Here is a 17,176-nt window from a genome sequence, read left to right as displayed (position 1 = left end):
CGGCCAGCCCGTCCAGCCGGGCGGCGAGCAGGGGCCCGGTGGCCTCGGGCGTCAGATCGCGCGGGCCGATCCCGGTGCCGCCGGTCGTCAGGACGAACCGGCAGCCGTCGCCGAGCGCGGTCCCGATGGCGGTCCGCACCGGTTCGAGGCCGTCGGGCACGACGACGACCGGGCCGGCCTCGATGCCGGCCTCGGCGAGCAGACGGGCGGCGAGCGGGCCGGACAGGTCCTCGCGCTCGCCCCTCGCGCAGCGGTCGGAGACGGTGATGACCCGCGCGGTGACACCTTCCGCGGGGACGGCGCCGTCGGCGGACGGGCCCGCCATCAGGCCAGCGCCGCGGAGTCGAGCCCGACCGGCACACTGGCGCCGTGACCGAGCTCGCGCAGCACGGCCCGGACCCTCTCGGTGGCGGCGTCCAGCTCGGCGCCGGGCACCCCGCTCCTGGCGTTGGCGAAGCCCAGCTCGGCCTCGCCCCAGGCGGGCAGGACGTGCAGGTGGAGGTGCGGGATCTCGAAGCCGGCGACGAGCAGGGCGGCGCGCGGCGCGTCGAAGGCCTTCTCGACGGCCTGGCCGACGATCTTGGCGACGGACATGAGGTGGGCCAGCAGCTCGTCGTCGGCGCTGGTGAACTTCGCCACCTCCGCCCGCGGGACGACGAGCAGGTGGCCGTCGGTGATCGGGTTGATGGACGCGAAGACGACGCACTCCTCGTCCGCCCATGCGAAGCGCCCGGGGATCTCGCCCCCGATGATCCTCGTGAAGACAGTGCTCATGGTCCCCATCGTGGCACGCCGGCGGCACGCGGCGGCCGACGGAAGACCGCTTGCGCGCCGGCGCGCCCGACGCCAGGATTGCAGGGGGCGCCCTCCCTCCGGCGCCCCGACAGGGGGTCTGCCATGATGCCGAGACGAACCGGCTGGTTCGCGGCGATCGTCGGCGCGCTCCTCGGGCTGGCCCATCTGCACCGCCGCCGCGAGGAGAGGCGGGAGGTCGAGCTGTGGGCCGAGATCGGCCGCGACCCGGAGCGCTGAGCCCCAGCGACGGGCCCGCCCCGGCACCGACGACGCCCCTTGCGGGACCGCTGTCGCCCACTGGTCCGCGGCCCTCCCCGGCCGGCGGCGCCGACCATAGACTGCAACCATGAGCTTCATCCCCATGCCCCGTCGCGGCACCCGCAGGGAGCTCATCGCCGATGCGGCGCTGGCCGCCGGCCTCACCGTGCTCACCTGCTTCTGGGGGGATGTCACCTTCCCGCACCGCGACTCCTACCTGGCGACGGTGCTCGCGAGCCTGCCGCTGACCGTGCCGATCGTCCTGCGCCGCAGGCGACCGCTGATCATGCTGGCCATCGCGACCGTCGGCGGCCTGCTGCAGTGCGTGGCCATCGAGGCCCCGACATTCTCGCTCATCGCGGTGCCGATCATCACCTACTCGGTCGCGCGCTGGGTCCAGGGCCACGGCTCGCGCCTGGCGGTACTGGCCGGTTTCATCGGCGCGATCGTCGGCCCCTACCGCTGGTCGCACACGCGCGAGCCGTGGATCGCCGCGCCGGATCCGCGCAGCGTCTTCTACCTGCTCTTCCTGATCTGCTCGGCGATGGTACTCATCCCGTACCTGATCGGGCGCCGCACCCGCGAGAACGACCTGGTCGAGCTGGAGCGCGAGCTGGCCGCCGAGGCCCAGTACGAGGCGGAGCTGGCCGCCCAGGTCGAGCGCTCCCGCACGATGGAGGCCCGCATCCGCAACGAGATCGCCCGCGAGCTGCACGACGTCGTCGCCCACTCGCTGAGCGTCATCACCGTCCAGGCGCAGGGCGGCAAGGCCCTGGCCGCGAAGGACCCCGACGCGGCGGCCAGGGTGCTCGACACGATCGCCGACACCAGCCGCGACGCGCTCGTCGAGATGCGCCGTATCGTCGGCGTACTGCGCGAGGGTCCCGTCGAGTACCGCCCGCAGCCGACGCTGAGCGACATCCCGGCCATGGTCGAACGCGCCGGTGACCGGGTGCGCCTGGAGGTCGCCGGCCGGGCGCCGCAGGTGCCGCCGACGCTGGGGCTGGCCGCCTACCGCATCTGCCAGGAGGCGGTGACGAACTTCCTCAAGCACGCCGGCCCGCAGGCCGCCTGCCGGATGCGTCTGGACTACGGCCCCGACCGCATCGTCATCGACGTCGTGGACGACGGGGCGGGGGCGTCCGTCCTGGACGACGGGGCGGGCAACGGCCTGCGCGGCATGGCCGAGCGCGCCTCCGCGATGGGCGGCACGGCCAGCGCCGGCCCCCGCCCCGAGGGCGGGTTCGCCGTGCACGCGGAGCTGCCGTCGGAGCAGGCCGGCGCGTGAGTCCGCACCCGCCCGGAGCACGGGTGGGCCGTGACCGGCCCGTCGCTGCCGGTCCGGCGGGGGGCCGATGGCTAGGTTGGGGACAGCCGCCCGCGCGGGACGCCCGGCGCGGGCCGGGAGCGAGTGCAGGAGGAATCATGACCGAGCCCATCACGGTGCTTCTCGTCGACGACCAGGAACTGGTGCGCAGCGGGTTCCGCATGCTCATCGACGCCCAGGACGACATGAGCGTCGCCGGGGAGGCGGCGGACGGCGCCGAGGGCATCGACCGGTTGAGCGCCCTGAGGCCCGACGTGGTGCTGATGGACATCCGCATGCCCGTCATGGACGGCGTCGAGGCCACCCGCCGCGTCATCGAGTCCGGCTTCGACACGCGCGTCCTCGTACTGACCACCTTCGACCTGGACGAGTACGTCTTCTCGGCCCTCAAGGCCGGCGCCTCGGGTTTCATGCTCAAGGACGCCCGCCCCGAGGAGCTGCTGGCGGCCATCCGCACCGTCGCCGCCGGCGACGCCGTCGTCGCCCCGAGCGCGACGCGCCGCCTGCTCGAGCATGTCGCCCCCACCCTGCCCGACCACGTCGGCGAGGAGGACGACCGCCTGTCGGTGCTCACCGAGCGCGAGCTCGAGGTCCTCGGCGAGGTGGCGCGCGGCGCGACGAACGCCGAGATCGCCGAGCACCTGTTCATGGCGGAGGGCACCGTCAAGACCCATATCGGACGGCTGCTGTCCAAGCTCGAGGCGCGCGACCGCGTCGGCCTGGTCCTCATCGCCTACGAGACGGGCCTCGTCCACCCCTGAACGGCCGCGGCGGCCGGGCACCCAGGTTGCCGTCCTTTGGCGCGAAGGGCGCCGGCACGTTACGCGCACCGCGGATCCGCCCCCTCCACAAGGCGGATCGCGTCCGGAACGGGCGCGCTGTTGCACTTTTCGGACCGCATGCGGTCACATTTCGGTCGCACCGCGCCCCCTAGGGCCGGTGCCCGTATAAGATCAGGGTGTTCCAGATGTTCTGCTCATGCCGCTCGCATCGCCCGATGACGCAGCCGATCGCAGATCCGCAGAGTCCAGGGCATCCGCCGCATTCGCGGCCCGCAGACGCCCAGAGGGCTGCTGGGGGTGACCAGCAGCCCTCTGGTGCCCCTCCAAACGCGCACTGAGGCGCGCACCGGGGGAACGACCAGCGCCCGATGAGCGGCTGCCGCCCGACGAGGCGCCGGCTCCGGGATCGACCCCACGCGGGCCGTACTGCGGCCTCGGACCGGCCCGAACGGGGGCGCGCGGGCGAACTAGACTCCGGGAGACGCTGGAGGAGGCGGCGCGTGGAATTCACCCGGAGACTGGGCAGGCTGGGCGGGCACCGTGACTTCCGCCGGCTCATGATCGTGCGCCTGGCCGGTCAGTCCGGCGACGGCACCGCCCAGGTGGGCATGGCCTCGTACCTGCTGTTCGACCCGCAGAGCCAGACCAGCGCCTGGGCGGTGGCCGGGGTGCTCGCCCTGACGATGCTCCCCTACTCGCTGTTCGGCCCCTTCGTCTCGGTGCTGCTCGACCGCTTCTGGCGCCAGCGCATCTCCGTGCTGGTCGACCTCACGCGCACCGCCTGCAGCCTCGTCCTGGCGGCGATGATCGCCTCGCACCTGACCGGCGGCGGGGCGAGCGTCGTCCTGGCCGTCCTGCTGCTGGTGATGCTGAGCCTCAACCGCTTCACGCTGGCCGGGCTGCAGGCGGGCCTGGCCGGCACGGTGGACGAGTCCGAGTACCTCGAGGCGAGTTCGATCATGCCGATGATCGGCCCCCTGGCCGCGCTCTTCGGCGGCGCCGCGGCCGGCGTCATCCGCCTTGTGCTGGGCGGGCCCCTGGGCACGGACGCGGCCAACGGGCTCATCTTCGTCCTGGCCGCGCTGCTGTTCATCGGCGCGGCCGGCGCCGCCGGGCGCATCCCCCGTGACGCCCTCGGCCCCGAGGACGGCGCCGAGCGGACGACGGTGGGCGACGTGGCGCACGGCCTGGCCACCGGGCTGCGCCACCTGTCGGCCCGCCGCCCGGCCCGGCTGGCGCTGCTGTCCGAGGCCGTCGTACGCATCGGCTACGGCTTCCTCATGGCCTTCGTCATCGTCGTCCACCGCCACCGCTTCGCCGGCGAGGGGCGCCTGGGCACGGCGATCGCCGGCGCGGGCGGCTGGTTCGCCGTGAGCGGCGTCGGTTTCGTCCTGTCGGGCGTCGTGTCGGTGCCGATCGCCGATCGCATCGGCGTGCGGCGCTGCATCGGCGCGATGCTGCTCGTCATGGCGCTCTCGCAGGCCACCGTCGGCGCCGTCATGGCCGTGCCGGCACTGCTGGTGAACTCCTTCCTCATCGGCCTGGCCGGCCAGTCGCTCAAGGTGCAGGTCGACACCGTCGTGCAGGCCCATGTGGACGACGACCACCGGGGACGCGTCTTCACGCTCTACGACGTGCTCTACAACGTCTCGACGGTGCTCGGCGCCGTCATCGCGGCCTCGGTCCTGCCCGCCGATGCGGCGAGCACGTCCGCCATGATCGGCATGGGCGCCGGCTACCTGCTGGCCGCGGCGGGCTTCCTGGCCGCCTCGCGCGGCCCCGGCGACGCGGTCTTCAACAGGGGCACCCGGGCCGGGGGCGCCGAGGACGAGCAGCCCTCCGCCGGCGCGCGGGCCTGAGCCCGTCCGGCGCCGGGCCCACACGGCCCCGACGAGACCTCCTCCCGGGCAATGGCCCTCCCGGCGAAGAATCCCGCGTCCTCCGTCCGCAATCGTCCACAACTTGTGGATCCACGAGCCGCTGGATAACATCTTCGCCGGTGCATGTGATGAACGGCAGGAAAACCTGCTCCAGTGAAGATCGACAAGATCCTCACTCGTGCTCATGCGGGCAGCGCCCCGCGCCGACGTTCGGGGAGGAGGCCCCGTGAACCTCGTGCTCTCGTCCGCGCTGACGCTCTTCCTCGTCCTCGACCCGCTGGGCAACATCCCGATCTTCCTGACGGCCCTGCGCAAGGTCGACCGCGGCCGCCGCCAGCTCGTCCTGACCCGGGAGCTGTGCATCGCCCTTCTCATCATGCTGGCCTTCCTGCTCGCCGGCCGGCAGCTGCTGTCCGTGCTGCACGTCACCCAACCGGCGCTGGCCACGGCCGGCGGCCTCATCCTGCTGCTCATCGCCATCAAGATGATGTTCCCCACGCCCGAGAGCAATCTGACCGAGCGCACATTCACCGAGCCCTTCATCGTGCCGCTGGCCGTGCCCTACACGGCCGGCCCGTCGGCGCTGGCAACCGAGATCATCATGGCCAACCAGCACCCCGACGGACTGCCCCAGATGCTCGCCGCCGTCGCCCTGGCCTGGCTGCCCTGCTCGATCATCCTGTTCTTCTCGGGCTACCTGAACCGCTGGCTCGGCGAGCGCTTCCTGACCGCCGTCGAGCGCCTCATGGGCATGATCCTGGTCATCGTCTCCACGCAGATGCTCCTCGGCGGCATCCGCGACTTCTTCCAGTTCTGACGGGCGGGGCCCGCCGGCCCCGCGGAGACCCGCGCCCGGCGTGACGTTCGTCACGTCGCGGTCATGACAGCGCGCCGAAGATCGACGTGAGCCCCTCGACAGGCCCGGCGCACCGGTCTTGACTTGGGAGCGGGCATCGCCCCAACGACCAGGAGGAGGCGCCGTGAACGCACCCATCAGCACACCGGGGCAGACCGTCATCGAGGCCGGCTCCATCAGCAAGTCCTTCCGCACGGCCACCGGCGGGCGCATCGAGGCCGTCAAGGACGTGAGCCTCACCGTCCGTGCCGGCGAGATCGTCGCCCTGCTCGGCCCCAATGGCGCCGGAAAATCCACGACGATCGACATGATCCTCGGGCTGACCAGGCCCGACGCCGGGTCGGTAAGAGTCTTCGGGGGCGCGCCGCTCGAAGCCTCCCGCAGCGGGCGCACGGCCGTCGTCGCCCAGAGCGGGGGTCTGCTGGCCGACAGCACCGTGTACCAGACGATGCGCGTCCTGGCCGCCCTCTACCCCGAGCCCGACATCGGCTCGTGCATGGACCGGGCGGGCATCATCGACCTGGCCGACCGCCAGGTGGCGAAGTGCTCCGGCGGCGAGCAGCAGCGGCTGCGCTTCGCCCTGGCCCTGCTGCCCGACCCGGACCTGCTCATCCTCGACGAGCCGACGGCGGGCATGGACGTCCAGGCCCGCCACGACTTCTGGCGCGAGATCCGGGTCGAGGCCCAGGCCGGGAGGACGATCGTCTTCGCCACCCACTACCTCGAGGAGGTCGACGAGTTCGCCGATCGCGTCGTCCTCATCAAGGAGGGCCGCGTCATCGCCGACGACTCCACCGACGCCATCCGCACGGCGGCCGGCGGCTGCGTCGTCTCGGCCGAGCTGGCGCACGGCGCCCTCGCCCGCATCGGGCTGCCCGGCACGAGGCTGCTCGAGGAACGGGCCGGACGCACCTATCTGCACAACAGGGACTCGGACGCGCTGGCCCGGCGCCTGCTGGAGCTGGGCGGGCGCGAGATACGGGTCGTCCCGCGCAGCCTGGACGACGCCTTCCTGGCCCTGACCTCGACCACCATGGAGAACTGACATGACGACCATCACCCCTGCCCCCGGGTCCACCGCAGTGGGCCCCGGCCCCGTCCGCGAGGCGAACTCGGTGCGGCTGCCGCCGCGGCGCAGCAGGCTGCGCGGCATCCCCCTGGACTACCTGTGGTGCGAGGTCCGACGGCCGATGCGCCGCTCGAACCTCATCTTCAACCTCATCCTGCCGGCGGTGCTCTACCTGGCGCTGTTCCGCACCGGCTCGTCCAACGCGGACATGCCCGGCGGCAACTTCGCGATGTGGATGACGATCGGCATCGCCGTCTACGGCTCGGCGGCGGCGAGCACGAGCGCGGCCGCCTCGATCGCCGTGGAGAAGGCGTCGGGCTGGATGCGCACGATGCGCCTGACCCCGCTCAGCACGGGCGGCTACGTGCTGACCAAGATCGCCGGCGCCATGTGCATGGCGGTCCTGCCGGTGGGGATCGTCGGCCTGCTCGGGGCGGCCACCGGGGCGCGCGGCACGGTGGCCGCCTGGGCCTGCGGCCTGGTGGGCGCGTGGGCGTCCTCGGCCATCTTCTCGGCCCTCGGCCTGGCGATCGGCCTGGCCCTGCGCGCCGAGGTCGTCATCCACGTGCCCGGCCTGGTCATCACGGCTCTGGCCTTCTGCGGCGATCTGTTCATCCCGTTGTCGGGCACGATGCTGACCATCGGGCGGTTCACCCCCATGTACGGCGCCGCGGCGATCGCCCGCTGGGCCCTGACCGGCGGCAGCACCTTCGGCACCGCCCACGACTCGCTCGGCTGGGCGCTCGTCAACGCGGTCTGCTGGTTCGCGGGCTTCGCGCTCTGGGCGGCGCGCAGGTTCACCCGCAGCACCGGGCGCGTCTGAGGCCGGCCGGCGGGCGCGCCGGGCCGGACGGCTCAGAACAGCTTGCCCTGGTTCTTCGGCGGGGCGTAGGCGGGATCGACGCCGTCGAACATCTTGGAGATCGACCTGCCCCGGTGGATGCGGTCGATGGCCTCGGCGAACAGCGGGGCGACGGACAGCGTTCGGAGCTCGGGCCAGTCGGCGGGAGCCGGGACGGTGTCGGTGGTGACGACCTCGCCGATGAACTCCTCGGCGCGCAGGCGCTCGACGGCGCGGGCGGCGAACAGGCCGTGGGTGCAGGCCACGGAGGCGGACAGGGCGCCCTGTTCCTTGAGCCTGCGGGTGAGCTCGATGATCGATCCGCCGGTGGCGACCTCGTCGTCCAGGACGATGCAGTGCCTGCCCACGACGTCCCCGACGACCATGTCGATGACGACCCTGTCATCGCCCAGGCGGCGCTTGGAGCCGGCCGCGACGGGCAGGCCGAGCAGGCGGGCGAAGTTGGAGGCGGCCTTGGCGTTGCCGAAGTCGGGGCTGACGACCACCGAGTTCCCGCAGTTGCCGCGGTAGTACTCGGCGATGACGCCCATGGCCGTGAGCTGATCGACGGGCACCGAGAAGAAGGCCTGCACCTGCGGCGAGTGGAGCTGCATGGTGAGCACGCGGTCGACGCCGGCGGTGACCAGCAGATCGGCGACGAGGCGGCCGCCGACGCTGATCCGCGAGGCGTCCTTCTTGTCGGAGCGCGCGTACGAGTAGTGCGGGATGACCGCGGTCACCTGAGCGGCCGAGGCCGATCTGGCGGCCTGCACCATCAGCAGCAGCTCCATGAGGTGGTTCTGAGTGGGCGGCACGAGCGGCTGCACGATGTAGACGTCGCGTTGGCGCACGTTCACCAGCAGCTGCGCCTGGAGGCAGTCATTGCTGAAGCGGCTGATCTCGACCGGCGAGAGATCGACCTTCGCGTACTTGCAGATGTTCCCGGCCAGCTCGCGGTGAGCCGAGCCCGAGAACACGACGATGTCTTCCACAGTCGTCCTTCCACAGCGGATCCGTGCCCCACCAGCCTAGACGTCCGCCGGCGCACGCCCCCGGACCGGCCCCGCCGGTGCGCTGCCGGGGCCCGCCCCCGGAGGGCCGGATCACAGCAGGCCGATCCGGCGCGGGATCTCCTGGCGCTGGCCCCCGACGTGGCGGATGCGCCGCTCGGCACCGGAGCCGACGACGGTGAGCTGGGTGCGGAAGCGGCGCAGGGCCGCGACCACACGGGACTCGAGGGCCGGGTCGACGACATCGAGCCAGCCGGCCGCGACGGCGCCGGGGTCGTCGCCCTGCGACAGCACCTGGACGAAGGGCGTGCCGGTCTGCTCGCAGGCCAAGGCGGCGATCTGGTGGCAGCGCACGTGGTCGGGGTGGCCGTAGCCGCCGTCGTCGTCGTAGCTGACGAGCACGTCGTAGCCGCGGCCGGCCATGCCGGCGCGCAGGTCGGCGATCTCCTGGGCGAGCGGCGCCATCGTCAGGGAGCCCCCGCCGGCGTCATGGGCGGGTCCGGCCAGGGTCGGCGTCACCCAGCGCATGCCGGAGTCCTCGTAGCGGCAGTCGTCCAGTCCGGCCTCGCGCCACGGCGCGGAGCCGAGGAACCACCGGTCCGTTATGCCCAGTTCGGCGCAGGCCGCGGTCAGCTCGGCCTCGCGGACGGCCGTCAGCTCGGCGGGCGTGACGCCCTCGGGCAGGACGCCCGCCACGACCTCGCCCCGTTCGCCGCGCGTGCAGGTGACCAGCTCGACGCTGCCGCCACTGCTCGCCACCCAGGCGGCCAGCGGGCCGGTCGAGAGGGTGTCGTCATCGGGATGGGCGTGCACGAGCAGCACGCGCATGCCCGTCGGGTCGTGGATGAGGCGTTCGATCGCGTCGGCGTTGTCGGTGGGCGCGCTGCTCCTCGTCGGTCCTGCCATGCGCCGACCATATCGACGGGGCCGGCCCGCCCCCGCACGGGCCCGGCAGCACTGCCGCGGCGCCGATCCGGCGGGGCGACCGGGGCCGGGGCGCGGGTCATCGGGAGACGCTGCGGTAGGCGGCGAGCAGCCCGGCCGCGGTGCGGTCCCAGCCGTGCTCCTCGGCGAAGGCCCTGTCGGCCCTGATCATGCGCTCGCGCAGCTCGCCGTCGTCGCGGATGGACTGCGCGGCGGCGGCCCACGCGGCGGGGTCGCGGCCCTCCAGCAGGATGCCGGTGACGCCGTCCCGGACCGCCTCGGGGATGCCGCCGACCCGGCCGGCGATGACCGGCGCGCCGCTGGCCTCGGCCTCGAGGCAGATCAGCGAGAAGGTCTCGGAATAGCTGGGGTTGATGAGCGCGCAGGCGCCGCGCAGCATGCAGGCCAGTTCGTCGCGGGTCTGCGAGCCGAGGAAGGTGACGTGCTCGTCCAGGCCCAGCTCGTGCACCATCCGGTGCAGCTCGTCCTCGTAGTGGGTGAAGTCCTGCGAGGCCTCGCCCGCGACGACCAGGTGCGGCCTGTCGAACTCGGGGATCTCGGCCATCATGCGGATGGCCAGGTCGGGGCCCTTCAACGGCTGCAGTCGCGAGGCGAACAGGAAGTAGCAGCCGCCGGTCTCGCCCCAGGCCCAGTGCTTCTCGCCGGGGCGCAGCGGGCGGAAGCGCTCCGTGTCGACGCCGGGGTGCACCGGGATGATGGGCGTTGCCAGAGGGCCATAGCGGTCGATGATGGTCCGCCTCTCGGCCTCGGAGACGGCCACGATGAGGTCGGACCGCGCCGCCACCAGCGCCTCGCCGGCGGGCCGGCCGGGCGACTCGGGCGGCTCGCCGGCCTCGAGCGAGTCGGCGCCGGGCGGGGCCGAGACCGAGTGGAAGCTCTGGACGTGCGGGACGCCCCACCGCAGGGCCAGCGGCAGGGCGGCGACGCCGCTGAACCAGTGGTGCGAGTGGATGATGTCGTAGACCGGGTCGAGCCGGCCCATGGACTCGCGGAAGGGCTCGATGAGCGCCTCGGCCCTGCTCTTGGCGACGACCCTGGCCGGGCCGGCGTCGAGGTTGAGGAGCCGCACGCCGGGCGCGATCTCGGACCGGGCGGGCGCGCCGGGGTCCTCGCGGCGGGTGATGAGATCGACCCTGCGACCCGCCCGGGCCAGGGCCATCGCGGAGTTCAGCTCGACGACGTTCATGCCGCCCGCATCGGCCGATCCGGGGGAGGCGACCGGGGACGTGTGCAGGGACACGAAGGCGATGCGCACCGGCTCAACCATCGAGTCCACCTCCGTCGTTCTCGTCGATTCTCCCATAGACGGGCGCGGAAGAGGACAGCATCCAGAGCCATCCCCGGTCAAGGGGGTCTTTCGCCGAAAGTGAAGGCGCACCGGCCCCGCCGCGGACGCCGAGGGGCCTGCGAGGACGGAGACCGGTCGGCCCCGCAGTGCCAGTCGCTGCGGCCCGCGGGCGGGCGCCTCGCCTAGTCTTGGGCCCATGAACCGCCGCATCCTCCCCGCGCTCGTCGCACTCGCCGCACTGCTGGCCGCCGGCTGCGCCCAGGACCCGTCGGCCAGGGGCGACGGCTCCTCGGGCTACGGCCCCACGAGTACCGCGCCCAGCGCCACGAGCACCGACCGGGCCAAGGCCATCGAGAGCTTCGACTTCGCCGCCACCGACTGGTACGACGCCCGCTCGGGGCAGACGCTGAGCCCCGGCTCGGCCGGCTCGCAGGACTCCTGGTGGCAGGTCGACACCGGCACCAGCGGGAACCCGGTGCAGTACGCCGACCTCGACCACGACGGCTATGAGGACGCCGTCGTCTGGCTGACGAGCGGCGAGGGCAGCGACTACTGGCACTACGCCTACGTGTGGACCTGGGACGCCGAGCAGGGCACCGCGGTCCAGTCGCCGTACCCGATCACCGACGACGCCTCGTGCGGCAACTCGACCAAGTCGCTGAGCGTCGACGCCGCCACCGGGAGGATCACCGTGACGCGCCTGATCCGCAACAACGAGGCCTGCTCGGACCTGCCGGCCCACGAGGTCGCCAATACGATCGAGCTCGAGAACGGCATGCCGATCCGCACGTCCCCGGTCCGCGCCTCGACCGGCCCCTGCCTGGAACCGGCCTCCGACGGCCGCGCGACGACGGAGATCGCCACCAGGCCGCTCAGGCTGGCCCCCGACGCCGACGCCCCCGAGCTCGCACTCGACCAGGTTCCGTGGGTGGCGCTCGGCGGCGGCCGCGACCAGACGACGAACGGCTACCACCAGGTGCTCTTCCGCGCCGGTGACGACTCGCTCACCTGGTACTGCGCGTACACCGACGAGATCGCCATCGCCAACGGCTGAGGCGCCGCGGGCGGGCCGGGGAACCGCGTCGACGGCCGTGGGATCAGACGAGGCCGCTCAGGCCGTCGACCAGCCGCCCGACGCCCTGGGCGAGGATGGCCGGAGTGGTGGCGAGGTTGAACCGGGCGAAGCCCCTGGCCCGGGACGAGAACCATTCGCCGTAGTCGACGGCGAGCCCGCAGGTGTCCTGCAGGAACGACCTCAGGTCGGCGGGCCGGACGTAATCGCGCAGGTCGAGCCACAGCAGATAGGTGCCCTCGAGGGTCGGGATCTGGGCCGTCGGGGCGACCTCGCGCACACGCGCCCGGAAATCGCGGTCGTTGACGCGGACGAGGTCGGTGAAGCCGCTCAGCCACTCGGCACCGCCGCGCCAGGCGGCCTCGGCCGCGGTCAGGCCCATGATGTTGGGCTCGGTCCGCACGTAGGCCCTGGACCAGGAGTCGTAGCGGGCGCGCAGGGCGTCGTCGGGGATGATGATGTGCGAGTGGACGAGGCCCGCCAGGTTGAAGGTCTTGGAGACGGCGTTCAGCGTGATGACGCGGTCGCGGTAGGCGCCATCGGCCACCTCGGACATGGCGACGAACGGGCGGGAGCCGGGCAGGACGTCCTGGTGGATCTCGTCGGCGACGACGATGACGCCGTGCCTGGCGCAGATGCCCAGCACCGCGTCGAGCTCGGCCTCGGTCCACACGCGGCCGACCGGGTTGTGCGGGGAGCAGGCGATCCACTCCTTGACGTCGCCGTCGACAATGGTGCGCTCGAAGCCGCCCAGGTCGAAGCCGTACTCGCCGTTCTCGTCGCGGGCGAGCTCGCAGGTGATGAGCCGGCGGCCGGTGTCGCGGACGGCGCTGTGCATCGGGTAGTAGACCGGCGTGGTCAGCATGACGGCGTCGCCGGGATCGGTGAAGGCGCTGATCATCCAGTAGAAGGACGAGACGACACCGGTTCCGAAGCGCACCCACTCCCTCTCGACGCGGGCCTGCCGGCGGGCGGCGGCCCAGGCGTCGAAGGCCTCGAAGTAGGAGTCGGGCACCGTGGCGTAGCCGAAGGCGCCATGGGCGACGCGCTCGGTCAGCGCGTCGAGGACGGCCTCGGGGGCGCGGAACTCGGTGTCGGCCACCCACATGGGCAGCAGGTCGGGATCGCCGAAGCGCGCCTCCAGGGCATCCCACTTGAGGGAATCGGTGTTGCGGCGCTCCACCTGGTAGCGCTGCGCGAAAGCATCGGCGTCCATCGGCCCTCCCGTTGATGAGTGACCCGTGGATTCTCTCACCGGCGCCGTCGGGGGCGGCAAGTGCACCGCCGTGCGCCCGCGCATCGCCCCGGTCCACCAGGTCGCGGCGGATCCGGTGGTCGTCCGTCCGGGCGCGGCGAATCCCGTGGCGGAACGTTCCCGCTCGGCGCCCGGCCCGTGACAGGCTTGGCCCGTGACGAACCCAGTCGCCGATGGTGCCGGACGGGGGCCGAGCGCGCGCGGATTCGTCGATGCGGCCTTCAACGAGGTGCTGGCCGGCACCCGCGTCCTCATCACCGCCCAGCGCCGGGCCGAGGACCTGTCGGCCGCCCTCAAGCGCCGCGGCGCCCATACCGTCGTCGCCCCGAGCATGGGCGTCGAGCACCACATCGACGAGGCGAGCCTGCTGGGCAGGACCCGCGACCTGCTCGACTCGCCGCCCGACGCCGTCGTCGTGACGACGGGCATCGGCCTGCGCGCCTGGCTCGACGCCGCCGACACGGCCGGCCTGTCCGAGGCGCTGTCCGAGATGCTGGGGGCCACCAGCACGATCGCCCGCGGCCCGAAGGCGGTGGGCGCGCTGCGCGGGGCCGGGGCCGATCCGGCGTGGGTCTCCCCCCGGGCCAGCTCGCACGAGATCCTCGAGCACCTGCTCGAGACGGGCGTCGCCGGCAGGCACGTGGTCATCCAGTGCCACGGCGCCGGCGACGACGGCCTGTCCGAGGCGCTGCGCGAGGCGGGCGCCCGGGTGACGCCGCTGACCGTCTACCGCTGGGGCCCGCCGCCCGACGCCGACGCCGTGACGAACTCGATCGACGAGCTGCGCGCCGCCCGCTTCGACGCGGTGGCGTTCACCTCGTCCCCCGGCTCGGCCGCATGGGTGAGCTCCCTCGAGGCTGCCAAGGCCCTGGGGAACGTGCGCGAGCAGAACCTCTCGGGCGGCCTTCTCCTCGCGGCGGTCGGCCAGGTCGCCGCAGGGCCCCTCGTGGACGCCGGCTTCGACGTGGGCTGCCCGGAACGCGGCCGGATGGGCGCACTCGTCCGCTACATCTCGACGAGGATCACCGAGGACGCCCTGACCTGCGTCATCCCGGCCGGCCTGCTGCGCGTGCACGCCACCGACGCGGCCCTCGGGCAGCGGGCGCTGGGCCTGGCGCCCGGTGGCCTGGCGGTCGCGCGCCTGCTGGCGAGCCATCCGGGCCGGACCGTCAGCCGCGAACAGATCCTCCACGTGCTGCCCGGCGACTCGACCGACCCGCACGCCGCGGAGGTCGCCATCGCCCGCCTGCGCGAGGCGCTGGCCAGCCCGGCGTCCATCCGGACGGTGGTGCGCAGGGGGTACCTGCTCGTCGACGCCAGCTGAACGGCCGGCCGAGGGCGGCCTCCGGCGGGCCGGGGGTGCGCCGCCCGCCGGGCGGGGACGACAATTGGGTGCACGCAGGCCGACCACAGGAGAACCATGAACTTCGCCTCGCTCTACGATCAGGGCTTCGCACGCGTCGCCGCATGCACGACAGCCGTCGCGATCGCCGATCCCGCGACGAACGCCGCACGCCTGGCCGAGCAGGCCGGCCGCATGGCCGGCCGCGGCGCCGCCGTCGTCGCCTTCCCCGAGCTGAGCCTGACCGGCTACGCCATCGACGACCTGCTGCTCAACCAGCGGCTGCTCGACGGGGCGCTCGAAGCACTGGCCTCCTTCGCCGGAGCCACTGCGGCCCTGACGCCGCTGCTCGTCGTCGGCGCCCCCCTGCGCCGCGGCAACCGCCTGTACAACTGCGCCGTGATGGTCCACCGCGGGCGCGTGCTCGGCGTGGCGCCCAAGAGCCACCTGCCGAACTACCGCGAGTTCTACGAGAAGCGCTACTTCGCCTCCGGCGCCGGCCTGCGCGGCGAAATCGACCTGGGCGGGCTCGGCCGGGTGCCCTTCGGGGACGACCTGCACTTCCGCGCCACCGACGTCGCCGGCCTGGACGTGCACGTCGAGGTCTGCGAGGACATGTGGGTTCCGGTGCCGCCGAGTTCGCGCGCCGCACTGGCCGGGGCCACCGTGCTGGTCAACATCTCGGGCTCGCCGATCACCGTCGGGCGCGCCGCCGACCGCCACCTGATGTGCCGGTCGGCGTCGGCGCGCGACATCGCCGCCTGCGTCTACTGCGCCGCCGGCCTGGGCGAGTCGAGCACCGACCTGGCCTGGGACGGCCAGACGATGATCTACGAGAACGGCGCCCTGCTCGCGCAGACCGAGCGCTTCCCCGACGGCCCCCGCGCCTCGGTGGCCGACGTCGACCTGGAGCTGCTGGCCGGCGAACGGCTGCGCAACGGCTCCTTCGACGACAACGCGATCGCCCTCGCCGATGCGGGGCTGGACGCAGGGGCCAGGGTCATCGACCTCGTTCTCGACCCGCCGCGCACCGACCTCGGGCTGGCCCGCGAGGTGGAGCGCTTCCCGTTCGTCCCGGCCGACGGCTCGCGCCTGGCACAGGACTGCTACGAGGCCTACAGCATCCAGGTGGCCGCGCTGCGCCAGCGCCTGGGGGCCATCGGCGACCCGAAGATCGTGCTGGGCGTCTCGGGCGGTCTCGACTCGACGCACGCCCTGCTCGTCGCGGCCAGGGCGATGGACCTGGCGGGGCGCCCGCGCACCGACATCCTCGCCTTCACGATGCCCGGCTTCGCCACGAGCGCCCGCACCAGGACCAATGCGTCCGCGCTGGCGCAGGCCCTCGGCACCACCTTCGCGACGCTCGACATCCGCCCGGCCGCCGCCCGGCTGCTCCACGACCTGGGCCACGCCGACGACGAGTACGACGTCACCTTCGAGAACGTGCAGGCCGGCCTGCGCACCGACTACCTGTTCCGCATCGCCAACCAGCGCGGCGGCATCGTACTGGGCACCGGCGACCTGTCGGAGCTGGCGCTCGGCTGGTGCACCTACGGCGTCGGCGACCAGATGAGCCACTACGCGGTGAACTCGGGCGTCCCGAAGACCCTCATGCAGCACCTGGTCCGCTGGGTCATCGCCTCGGGCCAGTTCTCGGACGGGGTCGGCACGATCCTGCAGTCGATCCTCGACACCGAGATAACCCCCGAGCTCGTCCCCGTCGCCGAGGGCGCCAGGCCGCAGTCGACGCAGGACGCGATCGGCCCGTACGCGCTGCACGACTTCGCCCTCTACTACTGGCTGCGCCACGGCTTCCGCCCCGCCAGGATCGCCTTCCTGGCCCGGCGGGCCTGGGGCGACGCGGACGCCGGCGACTGGCCCGCGAACTTCCCCGAGGACGAGAGGCCCGCCTACTCGCTCGATGAGATCAAGCACTGGCTGGGCGTCTTCTGCAGGCGCTTCATGCAGTCGCAGTTCAAGCGCACGGCCATCCCGAACGGCCCGAAGGTGCTGGCCGGCGGCGCGTTGAGTCCGCGCGGCGACTGGCGTTCGCCGTCCGACGGCAACGCCCGCCTCTGGCTGGCCGACCTGGAGAACGTTCCCGGCCGGGGTTGAGGATCCCGGGCGGCGTCCCCGGTCCGTCTCCGATCCGCATCCGCATTTGCCTCCATCGGTACATCACTGTATCTTCGATATATCGACAACAGATCGATGTCTGCGGGCGCGGCGCTCCACGCCCGACCGGGGCGCCGGACCGGCGAGCGCGAGGCCGGCGGAGGGCCGCCAGGGCCCCGCACGGCGCACGAGAGCCACCGCGATCACCGCGGACCGACCGCCCGGCAAGGGCACGAGAATCAGGAGTTCGACAATGACCAGGCATTTCAAGCACTGCATGAGCATGGACCGGGATGACTTCGAGTACGGCCCGGCAGGACGCGGCCATCACCGCCACGAGC

The 17,176-nt window shown here is 72.9% G+C and carries 17 protein-coding genes; 11 read left to right on the top strand and 6 right to left on the bottom strand.

Features of this window, described 5'->3' with window-relative positions:
* Both R2N01_RS08540 and R2N01_RS08535 read right to left on the bottom strand, forming a co-directional pair.
* Nucleotides 1-325, bottom strand: a 325-nt coding sequence (locus R2N01_RS08540) for a molybdopterin-binding protein (protein WP_316670302.1), incomplete at its 3' end; no start/stop codon positions are given.
* Nucleotides 325-774 carry an HIT family protein gene (locus R2N01_RS08535; RefSeq protein ID WP_316670301.1) on the bottom strand — a complete coding sequence of 150 codons (450 nt, stop codon included), beginning with the start codon at nt 772-774 and terminating at the stop codon, nt 325-327. The genes R2N01_RS08540 and R2N01_RS08535, both read right to left, overlap by 1 nt.
* A 123-nt stretch (nt 775-897) precedes the next feature.
* Here R2N01_RS08535 and R2N01_RS08530 point away from each other — a divergent pair, with 123 nt between their 5' ends.
* From R2N01_RS08530 to R2N01_RS08500, 7 genes are all read left to right on the top strand, one after another.
* Nucleotides 898-1,032: a hypothetical protein gene (locus R2N01_RS08530; RefSeq protein ID WP_316670299.1), complete on the top strand. Its 135-nt coding sequence runs from the start codon at nt 898-900 to the stop codon at nt 1,030-1,032.
* 109 nt (nt 1,033-1,141) lie between these two features.
* A complete protein-coding gene (locus tag R2N01_RS08525) occupies nt 1,142-2,341 on the top strand; it encodes a sensor histidine kinase (protein WP_316670297.1) in 1,200 nt (399 codons plus the stop codon).
* 137 nt (nt 2,342-2,478) lie between these two features.
* Entirely contained in the window at nt 2,479-3,141 is a 663-nt protein-coding gene (locus tag R2N01_RS08520) for a response regulator transcription factor (protein ID WP_316670295.1), read from the top strand.
* Between the two features lie 521 nt (nt 3,142-3,662).
* A complete protein-coding gene (locus tag R2N01_RS08515) occupies nt 3,663-5,021 on the top strand; it encodes an MFS transporter (protein WP_316670294.1) in 1,359 nt (452 codons plus the stop codon).
* A gap of 247 nt (nt 5,022-5,268) precedes the next feature.
* The gene (locus R2N01_RS08510; RefSeq protein ID WP_316670292.1) at nt 5,269-5,859 is read left to right on the top strand and encodes a MarC family protein; all 591 of its coding nucleotides are present in this window, start codon (nt 5,269-5,271) and stop codon (nt 5,857-5,859) included.
* A 163-nt stretch (nt 5,860-6,022) separates the two neighbouring features.
* A complete protein-coding gene (locus tag R2N01_RS08505; RefSeq protein ID WP_316670291.1) occupies nt 6,023-6,943 on the top strand; it encodes an ABC transporter ATP-binding protein in 921 nt (306 codons plus the stop codon).
* A 1-nt stretch (nt 6,944) separates the two neighbouring features.
* Nucleotides 6,945-7,790, top strand: a complete 846-nt coding sequence (locus R2N01_RS08500; RefSeq protein WP_316670289.1) for an ABC transporter permease — start codon at nt 6,945-6,947, stop codon at nt 7,788-7,790.
* A 32-nt stretch (nt 7,791-7,822) separates the two neighbouring features.
* On the opposite strand, the gene R2N01_RS08495 is transcribed toward R2N01_RS08500, so the two are convergent.
* The 3 genes from R2N01_RS08495 to R2N01_RS08485 all read right to left on the bottom strand — a co-directional run bounded on the left by R2N01_RS08495 (nt 7,823) and on the right by R2N01_RS08485 (nt 11,030).
* Entirely contained in the window at nt 7,823-8,800 is a 978-nt protein-coding gene (locus R2N01_RS08495; RefSeq protein ID WP_316670288.1) for a ribose-phosphate pyrophosphokinase, read from the bottom strand.
* Nucleotides 8,801-8,911: 111 nt separating this feature from the next.
* A complete protein-coding gene (locus R2N01_RS08490; RefSeq protein ID WP_316670287.1) occupies nt 8,912-9,724 on the bottom strand; it encodes a PIG-L family deacetylase in 813 nt (270 codons plus the stop codon).
* A 97-nt stretch (nt 9,725-9,821) separates the two neighbouring features.
* The gene (locus R2N01_RS08485; RefSeq protein WP_316670285.1) at nt 9,822-11,030 is read right to left on the bottom strand and encodes a glycosyltransferase; all 1,209 of its coding nucleotides are present in this window, start codon (nt 11,028-11,030) and stop codon (nt 9,822-9,824) included.
* A gap of 217 nt (nt 11,031-11,247) precedes the next feature.
* On the opposite strand from R2N01_RS08485, the gene R2N01_RS08480 reads away from it, so the two are divergent.
* On the top strand, nt 11,248-12,105 hold the full coding sequence (locus tag R2N01_RS08480) for a hypothetical protein (RefSeq protein ID WP_316670283.1): 858 nt from the start codon (nt 11,248-11,250) through the stop codon (nt 12,103-12,105).
* A 43-nt stretch (nt 12,106-12,148) separates the two neighbouring features.
* On the opposite strand, the gene R2N01_RS08475 is transcribed toward R2N01_RS08480, so the two are convergent.
* A complete protein-coding gene (locus tag R2N01_RS08475; protein WP_316670282.1) occupies nt 12,149-13,339 on the bottom strand; it encodes a PatB family C-S lyase in 1,191 nt (396 codons plus the stop codon).
* A gap of 25 nt (nt 13,340-13,364) precedes the next feature.
* On the opposite strand from R2N01_RS08475, the gene R2N01_RS08470 reads away from it, so the two are divergent.
* From R2N01_RS08470 to R2N01_RS08460, 3 genes are all read left to right on the top strand, one after another.
* Complete coding sequence (locus R2N01_RS08470) at nt 13,365-13,520, top strand: hypothetical protein (RefSeq protein ID WP_316670281.1); 156 nt, start codon at nt 13,365-13,367, stop codon at nt 13,518-13,520.
* A 12-nt stretch (nt 13,521-13,532) separates the two neighbouring features.
* The gene (locus R2N01_RS08465; RefSeq protein ID WP_316670280.1) at nt 13,533-14,702 is read left to right on the top strand and encodes a uroporphyrinogen-III synthase; all 1,170 of its coding nucleotides are present in this window, start codon (nt 13,533-13,535) and stop codon (nt 14,700-14,702) included.
* A 96-nt stretch (nt 14,703-14,798) separates the two neighbouring features.
* Nucleotides 14,799-16,835 carry an NAD(+) synthase gene (locus R2N01_RS08460; RefSeq protein WP_316670279.1) on the top strand — a complete coding sequence of 679 codons (2,037 nt, stop codon included), beginning with the start codon at nt 14,799-14,801 and terminating at the stop codon, nt 16,833-16,835.
* Nucleotides 16,836-17,176: the final 341 nt, after the last annotated feature.

Origin of the sequence: uncultured Propionibacterium sp. (assembly GCF_963539965.1) — a bacterium.
Classification (GTDB): Bacteria; Actinomycetota; Actinomycetes; order Propionibacteriales; family Propionibacteriaceae; genus Propionibacterium.
Note: the sequence above shows the minus strand (reverse complement) of the source record. Positions and strands in the feature narration are given on the sequence as shown.

Excerpts from the sequence above, each read along its gene's own strand:
- R2N01_RS08500 (WP_316670289.1), top strand. The coding sequence starts at position 6,945 with ATGACGACCATCACCCCTGCCCCCGGGTCCACCGCAGTGGGCCCCGGC.
- R2N01_RS08475 (WP_316670282.1), bottom strand. The coding sequence starts at position 13,339 with ATGGACGCCGATGCTTTCGCGCAGCGCTACCAGGTGGAGCGCCGCAAC.
- R2N01_RS08520 (WP_316670295.1), top strand. The coding sequence starts at position 2,479 with ATGACCGAGCCCATCACGGTGCTTCTCGTCGACGACCAGGAACTGGTG.
- R2N01_RS08530 (WP_316670299.1), top strand. The coding sequence starts at position 898 with ATGATGCCGAGACGAACCGGCTGGTTCGCGGCGATCGTCGGCGCGCTC.
- R2N01_RS08485 (WP_316670285.1), bottom strand. The coding sequence starts at position 11,030 with ATGGTTGAGCCGGTGCGCATCGCCTTCGTGTCCCTGCACACGTCCCCG.
- R2N01_RS08460 (WP_316670279.1), top strand. The coding sequence starts at position 14,799 with ATGAACTTCGCCTCGCTCTACGATCAGGGCTTCGCACGCGTCGCCGCA.
- R2N01_RS08535 (WP_316670301.1), bottom strand. The coding sequence starts at position 774 with ATGAGCACTGTCTTCACGAGGATCATCGGGGGCGAGATCCCCGGGCGC.
- R2N01_RS08525 (WP_316670297.1), top strand. The coding sequence starts at position 1,142 with ATGAGCTTCATCCCCATGCCCCGTCGCGGCACCCGCAGGGAGCTCATC.
- R2N01_RS08490 (WP_316670287.1), bottom strand. The coding sequence starts at position 9,724 with ATGGCAGGACCGACGAGGAGCAGCGCGCCCACCGACAACGCCGACGCG.
- R2N01_RS08480 (WP_316670283.1), top strand. The coding sequence starts at position 11,248 with ATGAACCGCCGCATCCTCCCCGCGCTCGTCGCACTCGCCGCACTGCTG.